Raw genomic sequence first — 16268 nt, 5'->3', positions numbered from 1 at the left:
CGCGGCCTTGCCCCGCTCCGCCTCCTGCCGGGACAGCGTGTCCTTGAGCAGCAGGGTCAGGCGCACGGCGCGGGCGACGGTGGCGATCCGCTGGCAGTAGTCGACGCCCGGCACCGGCGCCTGCAGCGCCTCCTGCTGCGTCGCCCGGGCGATCGACATCTGGATCTCGACCAGCTCCGCCAGCACGCACAGATCCGCCGCCCGCTCCCCCTGGGGAGCGGCCGGGCTGTCCGGCATCGGATCGGTCTGCGCCTCGTCCATGGAACATACCATGAACAAGATCGCGAATGAATACAAGAAAACGATTTGTTTACAACGGGATCGCGATCCGGCCGGACCTCATCCCGATCTAGGCCAGGTGGCAGGCGACCTTGTGGCCGCCCTCCAGCTCCCGCATCTCCGGCACCTCGGCGCGGCAGCGGTCGGTCGCCAGCGGGCAGCGGGTGTGGAAGCGGCAGCCGGCCGGCGGGCTGGCCGGGCTGGGCAGCTCGCCCTTCAGCACCGTACGGTCGCGCGGCGCGTCCGGGTCGATCGCCGGGATCGCCGACAAGAGCGCACGTGTATAAGGATGCAGTGGCCGGTCGAACAGCGCATCGCGGCCGGCGGTCTCGACGATCACGCCGAGATACATCACCGCGATCTCGTCGCAGAGATGCTCGACCACCGCCAGGTCGTGCGAGATGAACAGGAAGGTGACGCCCCGCTGCTCCTTCAGGTCGGCGAACAGGTTGATGATCTGCGCCTGGATCGAGACGTCGAGCGCCGAGACCGGCTCGTCCGCCACGATCAGCTCCGGCTTCAGCGCCAGGGCCCGGGCGATGCCGATGCGCTGGCGCTGGCCGCCGGAGAATTCATGCGGGTAGCGGGAATACTGATAGGGCGCCAGGCCGCAGATCCGCATCACCTCCAGCACCGCGTCGCGCAGCTCGGCCCGGCGGACCAGGCCGTGGGCCAGCAGCGCCTCGCCGATCGCGTCGCCGACCCGGACCCGCGGATTGAGCGAGCCGTAGGGGTCCTGGAACACCAGCTGCATCCTGGGCCGCAGCGCCCGCCGGCCGCGGCGGCCGATGGCGTTGATGTCGCGGCCGTCGAAGCGCACGGTGCCCGCCGTCGGCTCGTACAGTCCCAGCACGGTGCGGCCGAGCGTCGACTTGCCGCTGCCGGATTCGCCGACCAGGCCGAAGCTGGTGCCGCGGCGGATGCGGAGATCGACCCCGTCGACCGCGCGGACATGGCCGGTGACCTGGCCGAACACCCCGTCGCGGATCGGGAAATGAGTCTTGAGGCCCTCGACCTCGAGCAGCGGGGTCTCGGTCATGGGATAGCCCGCCGGACCAAGCCGAATGAGTCCCCCCTCCCCTCGCGGGAGGGGATTAGGGGGAGGGGGTTTCCTCCGCCCCGTGCCGACGATCCTCTGAGGTCGATCGGCCTGGATGGCGGACGTGACGCCACCCTTTTGCGCGCGGACGCACGCTGACCCCTCCCCCTAACCCCCTCCCGCAAGGGGAGGGGGGACAAGAAAATGATGGCCCTCGCCGCTCTGGTCATATCGCCTCCGCCCCTCATATCGTTCCCGACTGCGCCAGGAAGCAGGCGGCGCGATGCGGCGCGCCGGCGGGCTCCAGCTCCGGGATGCCGGTGCGGCAGACATCGGCCGCGGCGAAGCAGCGGTCGGCGAAAGCGCACCAGGCGGGCAGATGCGCCGGGCTGGGCACCTGGCCTGGGATCGACGGCAGCCGGCGCTGGCGGCGGCCGGGCACCGGGCGCGAGGCCAAGAGGCCACGGGTGTAGGGATGCTTCGGCCGCAGCAGGATGTCGCGCACCGGCCCGGCCTCGACCACCCTTCCGGCATACATCACCACCACCCGGTCAGCGAGCTCCGCCACCATGCCGAGGTCGTGGGTGATCAGCATCAGCGCCGTGCCCTGCTCGCGCTTCAGCCGGCCCAGCAGCTCCAGGATCTGGGCCTGGATGGTGACATCCAGCGCGGTGGTCGGCTCGTCCGCGATCAGCAGCTTCGGCCCGCAGCTGAGCGCGATCGCGATCATCACCCGCTGCAGCATCCCGCCCGACAGCTGGTGCGGATAGCCCTCGACGATCTTGTCCGCCCGGGCGATGCCGACCCGGGCCAGCAGCGCGATCGCCTCCTCCCAGGCCGGCTTCGGCGCCATCCCGCGATGCTCGACCAGCGGCTCGACGATCTGCTCGCCGATGGTCAGCACCGGGTTCAGCGCACTCATCGGCTCCTGGAAGATCATGGCGATCTCGTTGCCGCGCAGCCCGCGCATCTCCTCCGGCCGCAGTCCCAGCAGGTCGCGGCCGCGATAGCGGATGCGGCCGCCGGCGACCCTGCCGGCCGGGCGCGGCAAGAGGCCCATCAGCGACAAGGCGGTGATGCTCTTGCCGCAGCCGGATTCGCCGACGACGCCGACCGTCTCGCCCTCGGCGATGCCGAAGCTCACTTCGGTCACGGCCCGGGCGATGCCGTCCTCGGTGCGGAACTGGACCGACAGGTCCTGGAACTCGACCAGCATGGCGCTAGCGCTTCATCTTGGGGTCGAGCGCGTCGCGCAGCCCGTCGCCGAGGATGTTGATGGCGACCACGGTCAGGAAGATGGCGACGCCCGGCGGCACCCACAGCCAGGGCCGGCGCTGGAAGTCGACGAAGCTGTTGGCGGTGTCCATCATGTTGCCCCAGGACGGGGTCGGCGGCACCACACCGAGGCCGAGATAGCTGAGATAGGCCTCGTTCAGGATCGCGTCGGCGACGCCGACGGTGGCGACCACGATCAGGATCGGCACGGTGTTCGGCAGCAGATGGTGGAAGAGGCGCCGGTGCAGCGGCAGGCCCAGCACCTCGGTCGCCACCATGAAGTCGCGCTCGCGCAGCGACAGGATCTGCGACCGCACCAGCCGGGCCACGCGGATCCAGTTCGGCAGGCTGAGCATGACCACGACCAGGTAGATGCGCTGGTCCGGCGGCACCTTCAGCTCCGACAGCACGGCGCCCAGGATGATCAGCAGCGGCAGGGTCGGGATCGTCATGACGATGTCGGCGCAGCGCATGATCACGGCGTCGACCAGCCCGCCGAGATAGCCGGCCACCGCCCCGGCGACGTAGCCGACCACCACCGACAGCAGCACCGAGGCCAAGCCGACGGTCAGCGAGATCCGGCCCGCCGCCATCAGCCGGGCCAGGATGTCGCGGCCGAGGAAGTCGGTGCCCAGCCAGTGCCGCGGGCTGGGCGGCCGGTTGGGGCTGAGCGCGTCGGTCGCGTTCAGGTCCCAGGGGCTGATCCAGGGCCCGACGACGCAGACCAGCACGATCAGCAGCAGCACTGCTGCCGCGACCATGGCGGTGCGGTTGCGCCTGAGGCGCCACAGCGCGTCGCCAAGCGGCGAGCGGGTGACGGCGAGGCGGCCGGCGAGCTCTGCCAGTTCGGCCTCGCGCGCCCGGCGGCGGCGGAACGGGTTCAGCAGCGACGCGAACGCCACGGCCTAGCGCCGCCGTAGCCGGATGCGCGGGTCGGCCGCGGCATAGGCGATGTCGGCGATCAGGTTGCCGAGGATGGTCAGCGCCGCCAGCGCCATGGTGAAGCCCATCAGCACCGGATAGTCGCGTGCCGCCAGCGTGTCGATCTGGATGTGGCCGGCGCCCGGCCAGTTGAAGATCTTTTCGGTGACGATGGCGCCGGAGAACAGGCCCGGCAACTCGAAGCCCAGCAGCGTGATGATCGGCAGCAGCGCGTTGCGCAGCGCGTGCTTCAGCACCACGGTGCGTTCCTTCAGCCCCTTGGCCCGGGCGGTGCGGACGAAGTCCATCGACAGCGATTCCAGCATGCTGGCGCGGATGTAGCGGGTCAGGCTGCCGGCCTGCAGCGCCGTCAGCACCAGCACCGGCAGCACCATATGGGCGGCGATCTCGACCACCAGCGGCCAGCCCGTCGCCTCGCTGCCGGTGCTGATCATGCCGCCGACCGGCAGCCAGCGCAGGTCGACCGCGAACCATTTGATCAGCAGCAGGCACAGGAAGAAGACCGGGAAGGACATGGCGGCGAACACCGCCAGCGTCACCAGCCGGTCATACCAGGAATAGGGCTTCACCGCCGCCGTCACCCCGGCCAGCAGCGACAGGGTCCAGTACAGCAGCATCGCCGTGCCGGCGAGGAGGAAGGAGTTCCAGACATACTGGTTCAGCAGGGTGCCGACCGGGATCTGGTACTGCATCGAATAGCCGAGATCGCCGGTCACCAGGCGGCCCAGCCAGTCGAGGTAGCGGTCCAGGACCGGCCGGTCGAGTCCGTACAGCGATTTCAGCTCCGCCGCCCGTTCCGGCGTCAGGTTGATGTTGCCGTCGACGAAATCGCCCGGGGTCAGGGCGAAGACGAAGAAGATCAGCGCCGACGCCCCCAGCAGCATCGGCACCGCCAGCAGCAGACGGCGGATGACGAAGGTTCTCATCGCGAGCCGCTGGCTCCGTCCCGCACCGTCATTCCGAGCGCAGCGAAGCAATCCAGGGCCGCATGAGCGTCGGCATGGATTGCTTCGTCGGCTTCGCCTCCTCGCAATGACGGTTCTGAAGAGGCAAAAGCCGTCACTGCACGATCTTCAGCTTCGGCAGGCTGGCGATGATGCCGTTGTAGATGTCCGGCTTGAAGCCTTCGACCCTGGCATTGGTGGCCGACAGGATCTTGCGGTAGGCCAGGAAGATCACCGGCGGGTTGTCGGCCAGCGCCTTGTACAGCTGGTGATAGATCGGCTTGCGCTGCTCCGGATCCAGCGTGGCGTTGCCCTGCAGGATCAGCTTCTCGACCGTGTCGTCGTGGTAGCCGAGGCGGCCGACATCGCCGGTCGACAGGAAGTCCTCGACCCCGTCATGCGGGTCGTTGATGGTCGAGGTGCGGAAGGTGGCGAGGTTGTAGTCGCCGGCCTTGCGCTTGGCGAGCAGGGCGTTGAAGTCCGACACCTCGGGCACCAGGTCGACGCCGATCGCCTTCCAGTTCTCCTTGGCGATCGGGATCAGCGCGTCGTTGAACAGCGACTTGGTGGCCAGCAGGCGCAGCGACAGGCGCTGGCCGTCCTTGACCCGGATGCCGTCCGCCCCTGGCTTCCACCCGGCCTCGTCCAGCAGCGCTGCGGCCTTGGCCGGGTCGTAGGCGAAGGGTTCGACGGCGTTGGCATCATAGGCCCAGGAGATCGGCGCCACCGGCTGGGTCGCGACCGTGCCGTAGCCCTGATAGACCACCGTGACCAGCGTCTGCCGATCGAGGCCATAGGTCAAAGCGTGCCGCACCCGGACATCCTGCAGCAGCGGATCCTTCGGGTTGAACTCGATCAGACTGTAGTCGCTGGAGCCGTACAGGTTGATCGCGGCGAAGCCCAGGCTCTGCAGCGCGTCGACATTGTCCTGGCTGACCGTGAAGCCGTCATAGTCGGTCTCGCCGGTCTGGAACAGCTGCAGCTTGGTGGCGTCCGAGGTGATCCGGTAGATGAAATGCTCCACCCCCGGCTTGCCGGCGTAGTAGCGCGGATTGGCGTGGAACCGCACCTCCTGCCCCGGGATGAACTTGTCGAACACGTAGGGGCCGGCGCCCAGCGGGTCGCCGCCCAGGGCGCGGATGCCGTCGAGCTGGCCACGGGCGAAGCCCTTGCCGTAATGCGCCTTGGACAGCACCGGGCCGCCGAGCAGCGCCAGCGTCTTGGCGCCCGGCTGGGTGGTGGTGATCTGGATGGTCTGCGGGTCGATCACCTTGAGGCCGGAAATGCTGTCGGCCTTGCCGGCCTTGTACTCCGCCCCGCCGGCGATGGCGGCCGGGGTGATGTCGGTCTCGCTCTCCAGCGTCGGGTCGTGCAGCACGGTCAGCGTGAAGGCCACGTCCTCGGCCGTCAGCGGCGACCCGTCGCTGAAGGTCAGGCCGGGCCGCAGCTTGATGGTGTAGACGAGGTTGTCCGGGCTGACGGTCCAGGACTCCGCCTGTTCCGGGATCAGCTTGCCCTGGCTGTCGTAGTTGATCAGCCGGCCGAAGATCACGTCGGTGACGTTCTCGTCCCAGCCATTGCTGAAGAAATAGGGGTTGAACACGCCCTGCGGTGCGCTGATCGAGGCGACGACGGTGTCCTTGCGGGCCTTGGCCGTGGCCGGGACCGCCGACGGATCGGAGGCCGGGGTGGTGCCGTCGGGCAGCACGTCCTGGGCCAGGGCCGGCAGGCCGCTGCCGGCCATAGCGAGCATCAAGGCCAGCGCGGCCAGCCGGGGTGTGCGATGAGAGCGCATCGAAGGGTGTCCTCCTCGGGCGGGAAGTCCCGACGTGACAGGACGTGAAATAAAAGTCAACTACACGCGCATGTAGAAGAATTTCACCGGGACCGCGCCGCTCTCACCCCTCCGGGCCGCGCTCGATCCGCACCAGCCAGCGGGTCTGGCCGGCATCCTCGGGCTCCACCGACAGCACGCGATGGCCGCTTTCGGTCGCCGAGCGCGGAACATTGATCAGCGGCTCACCCGCATTCAGCCGTATTTCTGCCACTTCGCCGGGCTTCATATCTTCCAGCAGCAGCTTGGTTTTGACGAAAGTGAAAGGGCAGACTTCCGCCGTTACATCGAGTGTCCGGACCGTCGGCTCATTGCTCATGACGCATTCTCGATTTTCATGGCGATTCGTGTTGCAGTCCAGTAGTGGGCGACTTATATACCCAACAATCGTGCCGCGGGAGTATGAACATGGGCAATGAAACGCCGTCCAACGATTTGATGAACCTGACAAGCCAAATCGTCGCGGCACACGTAGGAAACAATACCGTTGCAATCTCGGACCTGCCCGGCCTGATCGAGCAAGTCTATCGTGCTTTGAACGGTCTCGGGACTGAACCGACGCCGGTCGCGGAGAAGCCCCAGCCGGCGGTTCCCATCAAGAAGTCGGTGACGCCGGACTACATCATCTGTCTCGAGGACGGCAAGCAGCTGAAGATGCTGAAGCGGCACCTGAAGACGGCGTACAATATGAGCCCGGACGAGTACCGGGAGCGCTGGGGCCTGCCGGCCGACTATCCGATGGTCGCGCCGAACTACGCCAAGCAGCGCAGCAAGCTGGCCAAGCAGATCGGCCTCGGCACCCGCGCGCGGCGGGACTGACGGCGAGTCGCGGGCGGTCCGCCCCAGGCGGGCCGCCGGTTTTCCGGCCCCGGCCGGGCCGCCGCGTCCCTGTCGCGAAATCCGCGCACATTTGTAACCGTTCTGCTTTATAATTGGGCGAGCGCCTTGTGCGACGACATCAGAATCGCCGCGGCGCCTCGGGGGAATTGAAGCGGACGGACGCAGCATGGCAGTCACAACCTTCGTCGATGACCACGGATTCAGCCTGCGTGCGGGCAATCTGGAGGTCCGGCTGGCCGAGACGGAGGAGGAGATTTGGGCGGCACAGGAGCTGCGCTATGCCATCTTCTATCAGGAGATGGCGGCCAAGCCTTCGGCCGAGATGGCGGCCGCCAGCCGCGACTTCGATGCCTATGACGACGTGGCCGACCACCTGCTGGTGATCGATCACGCGCGCGGCAAGGGCGTCGACGGCGTGGTCGGCACCTACCGGCTGATCCAGCGCGACGGCGCGGCCAAGATCGGCGCCTTCTACTCCGCCAGCGAATACGACATCAGCAAGATCGAGGCCCATCCCGGCCGGATCCTGGAGCTCGGGCGGTCATGCGTCGCCGGCCCCTACCGCTCCGGCGGCACCATGCAGCTGCTGTGGCGCGGCATCGCCGCCTATCTGTTCCAGCATGACATCGAGATCATGTTCGGCTGCGGCAGCCTGCCAGGGACCGACCCGCAGGCGCTGAAGCTGCCGCTGTCCTACCTGTACCACTATCATCTGGCGCCGCCGGCGCTGCGGCCCAAGGCTCTGCCCGAACGCTACACCGACATGCGGCTGCTGCCGCTGACCGAGATCGACCAGCGCGAGGCGATCGCCGCCCTGCCGCCGCTGATCAAGGGCTATCTGCGCCTCGGCGGCCATGTCGGCGACGGCGCGGTGATCGACGAGCAGTTCGGCACCACCGACGTCGCCATCATCGTCAAGACCGACCTGGTGACCGAGAAGTACTTCAAGCACTACGAGCTGAAGCGCGAGCGGCCGATCCTGGCCTTCCGGAAGGACTGATCCGAGCCATGGCGGGCACCCGTCTCGGCTCGAAGCTCCGGGCGGTGGCGCGGCTCGCCGTCTATGTGCCCTGGACCGTGATGCTGATGCCGGTGCAGGCGCTGGCCGTGCGCTTCGGCTGGCGGCTGCAGACCAGCCTGCCGGTGTTCTACCATCGCACCTGCTGCCGCATCCTCGGCCTCGACGTCGAGGTGCGCGGCGCGATGTCGAAGACGGCGCCGACGCTGTTCGTCTCGAACCACCTGTCCTATCTCGACATCGAGGTGCTGGGGTCGCTGATCCCCGGCAGCTTCGTCGCCAAGACCGAGGTCGGCACCTGGCCGTTCTTCGGCGCCCTGGCGCGGCTGCAGCGCACGGTGTTCGTCGACCGCAGCAAGCGCGGCTCGGCCGACATCCAGCGCGACAGCCTGCAGGCGCGGCTGGAGGCCGGGGACAATCTGGTGCTGTTCCCGGAAGGCACGTCGAGCGATGGCAACCGGACCCTGCCGTTCAAGAGCGCGCTGTTCGCCGCCGCCGGGCTGCGCATCGACGGCAAGCCGCTGACCGTGCAGCCGGTGTCGCTGGCCTGCACCACGCTGGACGGCATCCCGCTGGGACGGCGGCTGCGCCCGATCTACGCCTGGTACGGCGACATGGACCTGCTGCCCCATCTCTGGAACGTGGTGAAGCAGGGCCAACTCCGGATCACCGTGATCTTCCACCCGCCGGTGACGCTGGAGAATGTGCGGTCGCGCAAGGCGCTGGCGGATCATTGCTGGCGCGCCATCGCCGCCGGCGTCTCCGACGCCAATGCCGGCCGGCTGCCGGATCCGGCGAGCGACAACATGGCCGATCAGCGTCACGCCGCATGACCAAAGGCTTGATTTCCGCGCGTGCCGCCGTGATCTATCATCGCAATTCCTCTGACACCCGGACCGCATCGGACCCGCGCGCGTGACCACAGCCGCCAGCAAGAAGCTGTTCATCAAGACCTGGGGCTGCCAGATGAACGTCTACGACAGCGGTCGGATGGCGGACATCCTGGCCCCGCTGGGCTATGCCCTGGCGGACAGCCCGGAGGGGGCCGACATGGTCATCCTCAACACCTGCCATATCCGCGAGAAGGCGACGGAGAAGGTGTTCTCCGACCTCGGCCGGCTGCGCCCGCACAAGGAGGCGAAGGCCGCTGAGGAGCCGATGATCATCGCCGTGGCCGGCTGCGTCGCCCAGGCCGAGGGCGAGGAGATCGCCCATCGCGCCCCCTGGGTCGACATGGTGTTCGGGCCGCAGACCTATCACCAGCTGCCGGAGATGGTGGCGCGCGCCCACCGCCAGGCCGGCAAGCCCCTGGTCAACACCGACTTCCCGGTGGAGAGCAAGTTCGACCACCTGCCGGGCGAGCAGGGCGTCCAGGGCGCCTCGGCCTTCCTGTCGGTGCAGGAGGGCTGCGACAAGTTCTGCACCTTCTGCGTCGTGCCCTATACCCGCGGCGCCGAGTATTCGCGCGATGTCGCCGGCATCCTGGGCGAGGCGCGCCGCCTGGTCGCCGTCGGCGCCCGCGAGATCACGCTGCTGGGCCAGAACGTCAACGCCTTCCATGGCGACGGGCCGGACGGGGCCGTCTGGGGCCTGGGCCGGCTGATCCGCGCCCTGGCCGAGATCGACGGGCTGGGCCGCATCCGCTACACCACCAGCCATCCGCGCGACATGGACGACGATCTGATCGCCGCCCATCGCGACGTGCCGCAGCTGATGCCGTTCCTCCACCTGCCGGTGCAGGCGGGGTCGGACCGCATCCTGGCGGCGATGAACCGCAAGCACGATGCCGACGCGTATCGCCGCATCGTCGACCGGCTGCGCGCGGCCCGGCCGGACCTGGCCCTGTCCTCCGATTTCATCGTCGGCTTCCCGGGCGAGACCGACCGCGACTTCGCCGACACGCTGAAGCTGGTCACCGAGATCGGCTTCGCCCAGGCCTACAGCTTCAAATACAGCGCCCGCCCCGGCACCCCGGCGGCGGCGCTGGAGGACCAACTGCCCGAGACGGCGAAGGACGAGCGGCTGCAGGCGCTGCAGCAGCTGCTGTGGGCGCAGCAGGCCGCGTTCAATCAGGGCATGGCCGGCCGGGTCGTGCCGGTGCTGCTGGACCGCCAGGGCCGCCGCCCCGGCCAGCTGCACGGCCGCAGCCCGTGGATGCAGTCGGTGCATCTCGACGCGCCGGCCCGGCTGCTGGGCACCATCCAGCCGGTCCGCATCACCGAGGGCAAGCTGCTGAGCCTCACCGGCACCGTCGCCCTGGCGGATGCGGAGGCGGCGGCGTGACCCGCAACCCCGAGGATTCCGGGCTGATGCCAGCGCAATCCAGGACCGCGACCAAGCCGGGCTCCAAGCCGGCGACCCAGCGCGTCGAGATCAATTTCGACGACAACCGGCTGCTGCCGCTGCTGTATGGCGAGCACGACACCCATCTGCTGCGGATCGAGCATCAGCTCGGCGTCTCGCTGTCCTCGCGCGGCAACACCGTGACCCTCAAGGGCCCGGCCGAGCCCGTCGATCAAGCCCGCTTGGTGCTGGAGACGCTGTGGCAACGCCTGTCCCAGGGCCAGGGCGTCACCAATGCCGATATCGACGGCGTGATCCGGCTGCTGCGCGACGCGCCGGCCGCCGAGGGCGCATCGGCCCGCACCCTGCTGAAGGCCGAGGCCGCGATCGTCACCCGGCGCAAGCGCATCGGCCCGCGCTCGCCGACCCAGGCCGACTATATCGAGGCGCTGGCGCAGAGCGAGATGGTGTTCGGCGTCGGCCCCGCCGGCACCGGCAAGACCTATCTCGCCGTCGCCCAGGCGGTGTCGATGCTGATCGCGGGGCTGGTCGACCGCATCGTGCTGTCGCGCCCGGCAGTCGAGGCCGGCGAGCGGCTGGGCTTCCTGCCCGGCGACATGAAGGAGAAGGTCGACCCCTATCTCCGCCCGCTCTACGACGCCCTCTACGACCTGCTGCCGGCCGAGCAGGTGGCCAAGCATATGGAGACGGGGGTGATCGAGATCGCGCCGCTGGCCTTCATGCGCGGCCGCACCCTGGCCCATTCCTTCGTCATCCTGGACGAGGCGCAGAACACCACGGTGATGCAGATGCGCATGGCCCTGACCCGCATGGGCGAGGCCAGCCGCATGGTGGTCACCGGCGACATCAGCCAGATCGACCTGCGGCCGGGCGAGAAGTCCGGCCTGGTCGACGCGCTGGAGATCCTGGACGGGGTCGAGGGCATCCGCGTCGTCCGCTTCAACGACCGCGACGTGGTGCGCCACCCGCTGGTCGCGCGCATCGTGCGCGCCTATGAGGCGGCGGACAGCGCCCGGAAGCCGAAGCCGTGATCGACCTCGCCGTCTCGATCGACGCGCCCGGCTGGTCGGCGCTGGGGCCCGACTTCGCCGGCGAGGATACGCTGGCCGCGGCGCTGGAACCCCTGGTCGAGTCGACGATCGCCGCCGGCACCGGCCCGGGCGTCGCGATCGAGCCGGGCCGCCCGGCCGAGCTGTCGGTGGTGTTCGCCGACAACGACACGGTGCAGCGGCTGAACCGCGACTATCGCGGCAAGGACGCGCCGACCAACGTGCTGTCCTTCGCCCTGACCGAGGCCGACGAGCCGGATTTCCCGGGCGCGCCGCTGGTGCTGGGCGACGTGGTGCTGGCGCTGGAGACGGTGCTGGCCGAAGCGGAGCGGGACCGGAAGTCCCCCGCCAACCATGCCCGCCACCTGGTGGTTCATGGTATCCTGCACCTGCTGGGCCACGACCATATGACCGACGCCGAGGCCGAGGCGATGGAGCGGATCGAGACCGCGATCCTCGCCCGCTTCGGCATCCCGGATCCTTATTCCGATCCTCCCGATTCCCCGCCCCACCCTGCTTGAGGCCATGTCCGACACCTCCTCCGCCCGACCTTCCCGCTCCTCCGACGCGAACCCGCTGCGCAGCTGGCTGCGCGGGCTGCTGCGCGGCAAGAGCGAGGAGGATTGGCGCGAGACCATCGAGGAGCTGATCGAGGACGGCGACGAGGGCGAGGACGAGGCGTCCGTCGCCAAGCATGAGCGCGTGCTGCTGGGCAACATCCTGCGGCTGCGCGACCGCAGCGCCATCGACGTGATGGTGCCGCGCGCCGACATCGTGGGCGTCGAGGTCGACACGCCGCTGCCCGGGGTGCTGGACATCCTGGCGCGCGAGGCGCACAGCCGCATGCCGGTCTATCGCGACAATCTGGACGACGCGCTGGGCGTGATCCACGTCAAGGACGTGGTCTCGGCCCTCAGCCGCGCCCGGGCCGGCGACGGCGACGCGCCGAAGTCGCTGGCCGAGATCCTGCGCCCGGTCCAGATCGTCGCACCGTCGATGCCGGTGCTCGACCTGCTGCAGCAGATGCGCGAGAAGCGCCAGCACATGGCGCTGGTGATCGACGAGTTCGGCGGCATCGACGGGCTGATCACGATCGAGGATCTGGTCGAGGAGATCGTCGGCGAGATCGAGGACGAGCACGACATCGACGAGCCGCCGCAGCTGGTCGAGAAGCCGGACGGCACGCTGATCGCCGACGCCCGCCTGCCGATCGAGGCGTTCGAGGCCAAGGTCGGCGCGGTGCTGGAGGAGGACGAGCGTGACGACATCGACACCCTCGGCGGCCTCGTCTTCTCGCTCGCCGGCCGGATCCCGGCGCGGGGCGAGCTGTTGACCCACCCCAAGGGGTTCGAGTTCGAGGTGATCGATGCCGATCCGCGCCGGATCAAACGCCTCCGCATCCGCCGCAAGGACGGCGACGAGCCTGGCTGATGCAGCCGGGCCGCGGCCCGGTGGCGCCATCGACCGCTTCGCCGCCCGCCTGATCGGGTTGAGCCGCTGGCGGCGCTTCGGCGCCGCCATGGCGTTCGGCGTCCTGGCCAGCCTGACGGTGCCGCCGCTCTACGCCGCGCCGCTGCTGTGGCTGGCCTTCCCGGCCCTGTACTGGCTGCTGTCCGGCGCCGGCGGCGGCCGGGCCGCCTTCTTCACCGGCTGGGCCTTCGGCTTCGGCTTCTTCGTGCCCGGCCTGTACTGGGTGTCCTGGGCGCTGACCGTCGACCTGCCGCGCTTCTTCTGGCTTGTCCCCTTCGCCCTGGCCGGGCTGCCGGCGCTGCTGGGGATCTTCACCGGCCTGGCCGGCCTCGCCTTTCACGGGATGCGCCGCGCCGGCTGGGGCGGCCCGCTGGCCTTGGCCGCCGCCTGGGCCCTGGCGGAATGGCTGCGCGGCCATGTCCTGACCGGCTTCCCCTGGAACCTGATCGGCTACACCTGGGTCGGCTGGCTGCCGGTGCTGCAGGGCGTCTCGGTGATCGGCATCTACGGGCTGAGCCTGCTGACCGTGGCCGCCGCCACCCTGCCGGCGACCCTGGCTGGGCCGCGCCGGCACGGCTTCACGGCCACCGCCGCCAGCATCGCCCTGTTCCTGGCGATCGCCGGCTGGGGCGCCTGGCGCCTGTCCGGCGACGACGGCGCCACGGTCCCCGGCGTGACCCTGCGCCTGGTGCAGCCGAACATCTCCCAGGCCGACAAATGGTCCGGCGACAAGCTGGTCGAGAACTTCAACAAGCAGCTGGCGATGTCGACCGGGCCGGGGATCGAGCGCGTCAGCGCCGTGATCTGGTCCGAGACCGCAGTGCCCTTCACCCTGTCCTGGGAGCCGGAGGCGCAGAAGGCGCTGGGCGCGATCCTGCCGCCCAACGCCCTGGCCCTGGTCGGCGCCACCCGGGCCACGCCCTACGGCACCCAGCCGCTGCAGGCCTGGAACAGCATCTATGCGCTCGACCGGTCCGGCACCATCCTGGCCACCTATGACAAGGCGCATCTGGTGCCGTTCGGCGAATACGTGCCGTTCCATGCCTTCCTGAAGCAGTTCGGCATCGAGAAGATCACCGCCGGGTCGCTCGACTTCTCCGCCGGGCCGGGTCCGCGCACCATCGACCTGCCCGGGCTGCCGCCGGTCAGCCCGCAGATCTGCTACGAGGCGATCTTCCCCGGCGCCGTGCTGGACCCGGCGGCGCCGCGGCCGGGCTGGATGCTGAACGTCACCAATGACGGCTGGTACGGCCAGACCAGCGGCCCGCACCAGCATTTCGCCATCGCCCGCACCCGCGCGGTCGAGGAAGGGCTGCCGCTGGTGCGTGCCGCCAACACAGGCATCAGCGGCGTGGTCGACGCCTATGGCCGGGTCACCGGCGAGATCGCCCTGGGCCAGGCCGGCATCCTCGACGCTGCACTGCCGACGGCGCTGCCGGAGACGCCCTATGCCCGCTGGGGCGACATGGGCTTCTGGCTGCTGCTGGCCCTGGGCCTGCTGACCGGGCGGATCGGACGCCCGGCGCGCCAGTCCTTGCGCCCGACCACCGCCGGACCGCCTTGAAGTTGCCCGGCTTGGCGCATTAGGATGCGCGCCTTGTGAAATGATCGCACCCGCCCCCTTGTAAATTGCTGCGGAGTAGTGTGTGGCCGCACTCGACGCCCCGAAACGGCCCCGCGGCCGTCCTCGGAATGACGAACCCAGCCCGCTGGACGTGCATATCGGCGGCCGTATCCGTTTGCGGCGCACCCTTCTCGGCTTCAGTCAGGCCAAGCTGGCGACGGCGATCGGCCTGACCTTCCAGCAGATCCAGAAATACGAGCACGGCTCGAACCGCATCGGCGCCAGCCGCCTGCACCAGCTGAGCCGGGTGCTGGAGGTGCCGGTCGATTTCTTCTTCGAGGACGCCCCCCCGGTGGACGGCCTGCCGACGGCCGGCCTGGCGGAGGAGGCCGAGCCCTACGACGCCGGCCCCGACCCGATGCAGCGGCGCGAGACGCTGGAGCTGATCCGCGCCTATTACCGGGTCGAGGACCAGGCGACGCGGCGGCGCGTGCTGGACCTGCTGAAGGCCATGTCGGGCGCCCGGACGGACGAGTCCGGCAGCGAGGAAGGCTGATCCCGAATCAGCCGCACTTGACCGCGCCCGTAGCCCCTGCCAAAAGTCGCGGTCGCCGCCGCACGATCTTTTCACACCCTATCCTTCATTGCAGCCAGGGGTTCCACGTGGCCAAAGGCAACTACATCTTCACCAGCGAATCGGTCTCGGAAGGGCACCCTGACAAGGTTTGCGACCGCATTTCAGATTCCATCGTCGATCTTTATCTCGGCGCCGATCCCCAGGCCCGCGTCGCGGTCGAGACGCTGGCCACCACCAACCGGGTGGTGATTGCCGGCGAGGTCCGCGGCCCGGCCTCGATCACCCCTGACCTGTTGGAGAACGCGGCCCGCCAGGCGATCCGCGACATCGGCTACGAGCAGGACGGCTTCCACTGGAAGAACGCCCAGGTCGACGTGCTGGTGCACCAGCAGTCCGCCGACATCGCCGTCGGCGTCGACGCGGCCGGCAACAAGGACGAGGGCGCCGGCGACCAGGGCATCATGTTCGGCTACGCCTGCCGCGAGACCGAGGCGCTGATGCCGGCGCCGATCCAGTTCTCGCACCAGATCCTGAAGAAGCTGGCCGACGCACGCCATTCCGGCAAGGCGCCGCAGTTCGGGCCCGACGCCAAGGCCCAGGTCTCGCTGCGCTACGAGAACGGCAAGCCGGTCGCCGCGACATCGGTCGTGGTCTCGACCCAGCATGCCGACGGCCTGGACCAGGCCGAGGTGCGCGAGATCGTCCGCCCCTATGTGCTGTCGGTCCTGCCCGAGGGCTGGATGTGCGACGAGCCGCATTTCTACGTCAACCCGACCGGCCGCTTCGTCATCGGCGGTCCGGACGGCGATGCCGGCCTGACCGGCCGCAAGATCATCGTCGACACCTATGGCGGCGCGGCCCCGCATGGCGGCGGCGCCTTCTCGGGCAAGGACCCGACCAAGGTCGACCGTTCGGCCGCTTATGCCGCGCGCTACCTGGCCAAGAACGTGGTCGCTGCCGAGCTGGCTGAGCGCTGCGTCATCCAGCTCAGCTACGCCATCGGCGTCGCCCACCCGCTGTCGGTCTATATCGACACCCAGGGCACCGGCCGGGTCGACGAGGACAAGCTGTCCGACGTGCTGCAGCAGCTGGTCAATCTCAGCCCGCGCGGCATCCGCACCCATCTCGGCCTG

Annotated in this window: 17 protein-coding genes; 10 read left to right on the top strand and 7 right to left on the bottom strand. The window is 69.2% G+C overall.

Going from position 1 to position 16268, the window contains the following annotated elements; genetic code table 11:
• The 7 genes from ABDW35_RS16150 to ABDW35_RS16120 all read right to left on the bottom strand — a co-directional run.
• On the bottom strand, positions 1-261 hold a 261-nt coding region (locus ABDW35_RS16150; RefSeq protein ID WP_343714904.1), incomplete at its 3' end, for a hypothetical protein.
• 88 nt (positions 262-349) lie between these two features.
• The gene (locus ABDW35_RS16145; protein ID WP_343714903.1) at positions 350-1318 is read right to left on the bottom strand and encodes an oligopeptide/dipeptide ABC transporter ATP-binding protein; all 969 of its coding nucleotides are present in this window, start codon (positions 1316-1318) and stop codon (positions 350-352) included.
• Between the two features lie 244 nt (positions 1319-1562).
• Positions 1563-2534 carry an ABC transporter ATP-binding protein gene (locus ABDW35_RS16140; RefSeq protein WP_343714902.1) on the bottom strand — a complete coding sequence of 324 codons (972 nt, stop codon included), beginning with the start codon at positions 2532-2534 and terminating at the stop codon, positions 1563-1565.
• Between the two features lie 4 nt (positions 2535-2538).
• Positions 2539-3495, bottom strand: a complete 957-nt coding sequence (gene opp4C, locus ABDW35_RS16135) for an oligopeptide ABC transporter permease (RefSeq protein ID WP_343714901.1) — start codon at positions 3493-3495, stop codon at positions 2539-2541.
• A 3-nt stretch (positions 3496-3498) separates the two neighbouring features.
• The gene (locus ABDW35_RS16130) at positions 3499-4461 is read right to left on the bottom strand and encodes an ABC transporter permease (protein WP_343714900.1); all 963 of its coding nucleotides are present in this window, start codon (positions 4459-4461) and stop codon (positions 3499-3501) included.
• Positions 4462-4594: 133 nt separating this feature from the next.
• Positions 4595-6274, bottom strand: a complete 1680-nt coding sequence (locus tag ABDW35_RS16125; protein WP_343714899.1) for an ABC transporter substrate-binding protein — start codon at positions 6272-6274, stop codon at positions 4595-4597.
• A gap of 103 nt (positions 6275-6377) precedes the next feature.
• Positions 6378-6632 carry a sulfurtransferase TusA family protein gene (locus ABDW35_RS16120; protein ID WP_343714898.1) on the bottom strand — a complete coding sequence of 85 codons (255 nt, stop codon included), beginning with the start codon at positions 6630-6632 and terminating at the stop codon, positions 6378-6380.
• An 89-nt stretch (positions 6633-6721) separates the two neighbouring features.
• Here ABDW35_RS16120 and ABDW35_RS16115 point away from each other — a divergent pair, with 89 nt between their 5' ends.
• The 10 genes from ABDW35_RS16115 to metK form a co-directional block, all read left to right on the top strand.
• A complete protein-coding gene (locus ABDW35_RS16115; protein WP_343714897.1) occupies positions 6722-7132 on the top strand; it encodes a MucR family transcriptional regulator in 411 nt (136 codons plus the stop codon).
• 187 nt (positions 7133-7319) lie between these two features.
• Entirely contained in the window at positions 7320-8153 is an 834-nt protein-coding gene (locus ABDW35_RS16110; protein ID WP_343714896.1) for a GNAT family N-acyltransferase, read from the top strand.
• An 8-nt stretch (positions 8154-8161) separates the two neighbouring features.
• Entirely contained in the window at positions 8162-9004 is an 843-nt protein-coding gene (locus ABDW35_RS16105) for a lysophospholipid acyltransferase family protein (protein WP_343714895.1), read from the top strand.
• A gap of 82 nt (positions 9005-9086) precedes the next feature.
• On the top strand, positions 9087-10454 hold the full coding sequence (gene miaB, locus ABDW35_RS16100; protein WP_343714894.1) for a tRNA (N6-isopentenyl adenosine(37)-C2)-methylthiotransferase MiaB: 1368 nt from the start codon (positions 9087-9089) through the stop codon (positions 10452-10454).
• Between the two features lie 26 nt (positions 10455-10480).
• Positions 10481-11506 carry a PhoH family protein gene (locus tag ABDW35_RS16095; RefSeq protein WP_343714905.1) on the top strand — a complete coding sequence of 342 codons (1026 nt, stop codon included), beginning with the start codon at positions 10481-10483 and terminating at the stop codon, positions 11504-11506.
• Complete coding sequence (gene ybeY, locus ABDW35_RS16090; protein WP_343714893.1) at positions 11503-12045, top strand: rRNA maturation RNase YbeY; 543 nt, start codon at positions 11503-11505, stop codon at positions 12043-12045. The genes ABDW35_RS16095 and ybeY overlap by 4 nt, the downstream gene beginning before the upstream one ends.
• A 4-nt stretch (positions 12046-12049) precedes the next feature.
• Positions 12050-12955, top strand: a complete 906-nt coding sequence (locus ABDW35_RS16085; RefSeq protein ID WP_343714892.1) for a hemolysin family protein — start codon at positions 12050-12052, stop codon at positions 12953-12955.
• Positions 12891-14558, top strand: a complete 1668-nt coding sequence (gene lnt, locus ABDW35_RS16080; RefSeq protein ID WP_343714891.1) for an apolipoprotein N-acyltransferase — start codon at positions 12891-12893, stop codon at positions 14556-14558. The genes ABDW35_RS16085 and lnt overlap by 65 nt, the downstream gene beginning before the upstream one ends.
• 82 nt (positions 14559-14640) lie before the next feature.
• Entirely contained in the window at positions 14641-15114 is a 474-nt protein-coding gene (locus tag ABDW35_RS16075; protein WP_343714890.1) for a helix-turn-helix domain-containing protein, read from the top strand.
• A gap of 107 nt (positions 15115-15221) precedes the next feature.
• Positions 15222-16268 (top strand): methionine adenosyltransferase (gene metK / locus ABDW35_RS16070; RefSeq protein WP_343714889.1); only part of this gene is annotated, 1047 nt, incomplete at its 3' end.

It is taken from the genome of Inquilinus sp., from assembly GCF_039594555.1.
In the GTDB taxonomy this organism is placed as follows: Bacteria; Pseudomonadota; Alphaproteobacteria; order DSM-16000; family Inquilinaceae; genus Inquilinus.
The sequence above is the reverse complement of the archived record's forward strand: the minus strand, read 5'-3'. Positions and strand labels throughout refer to the sequence as shown.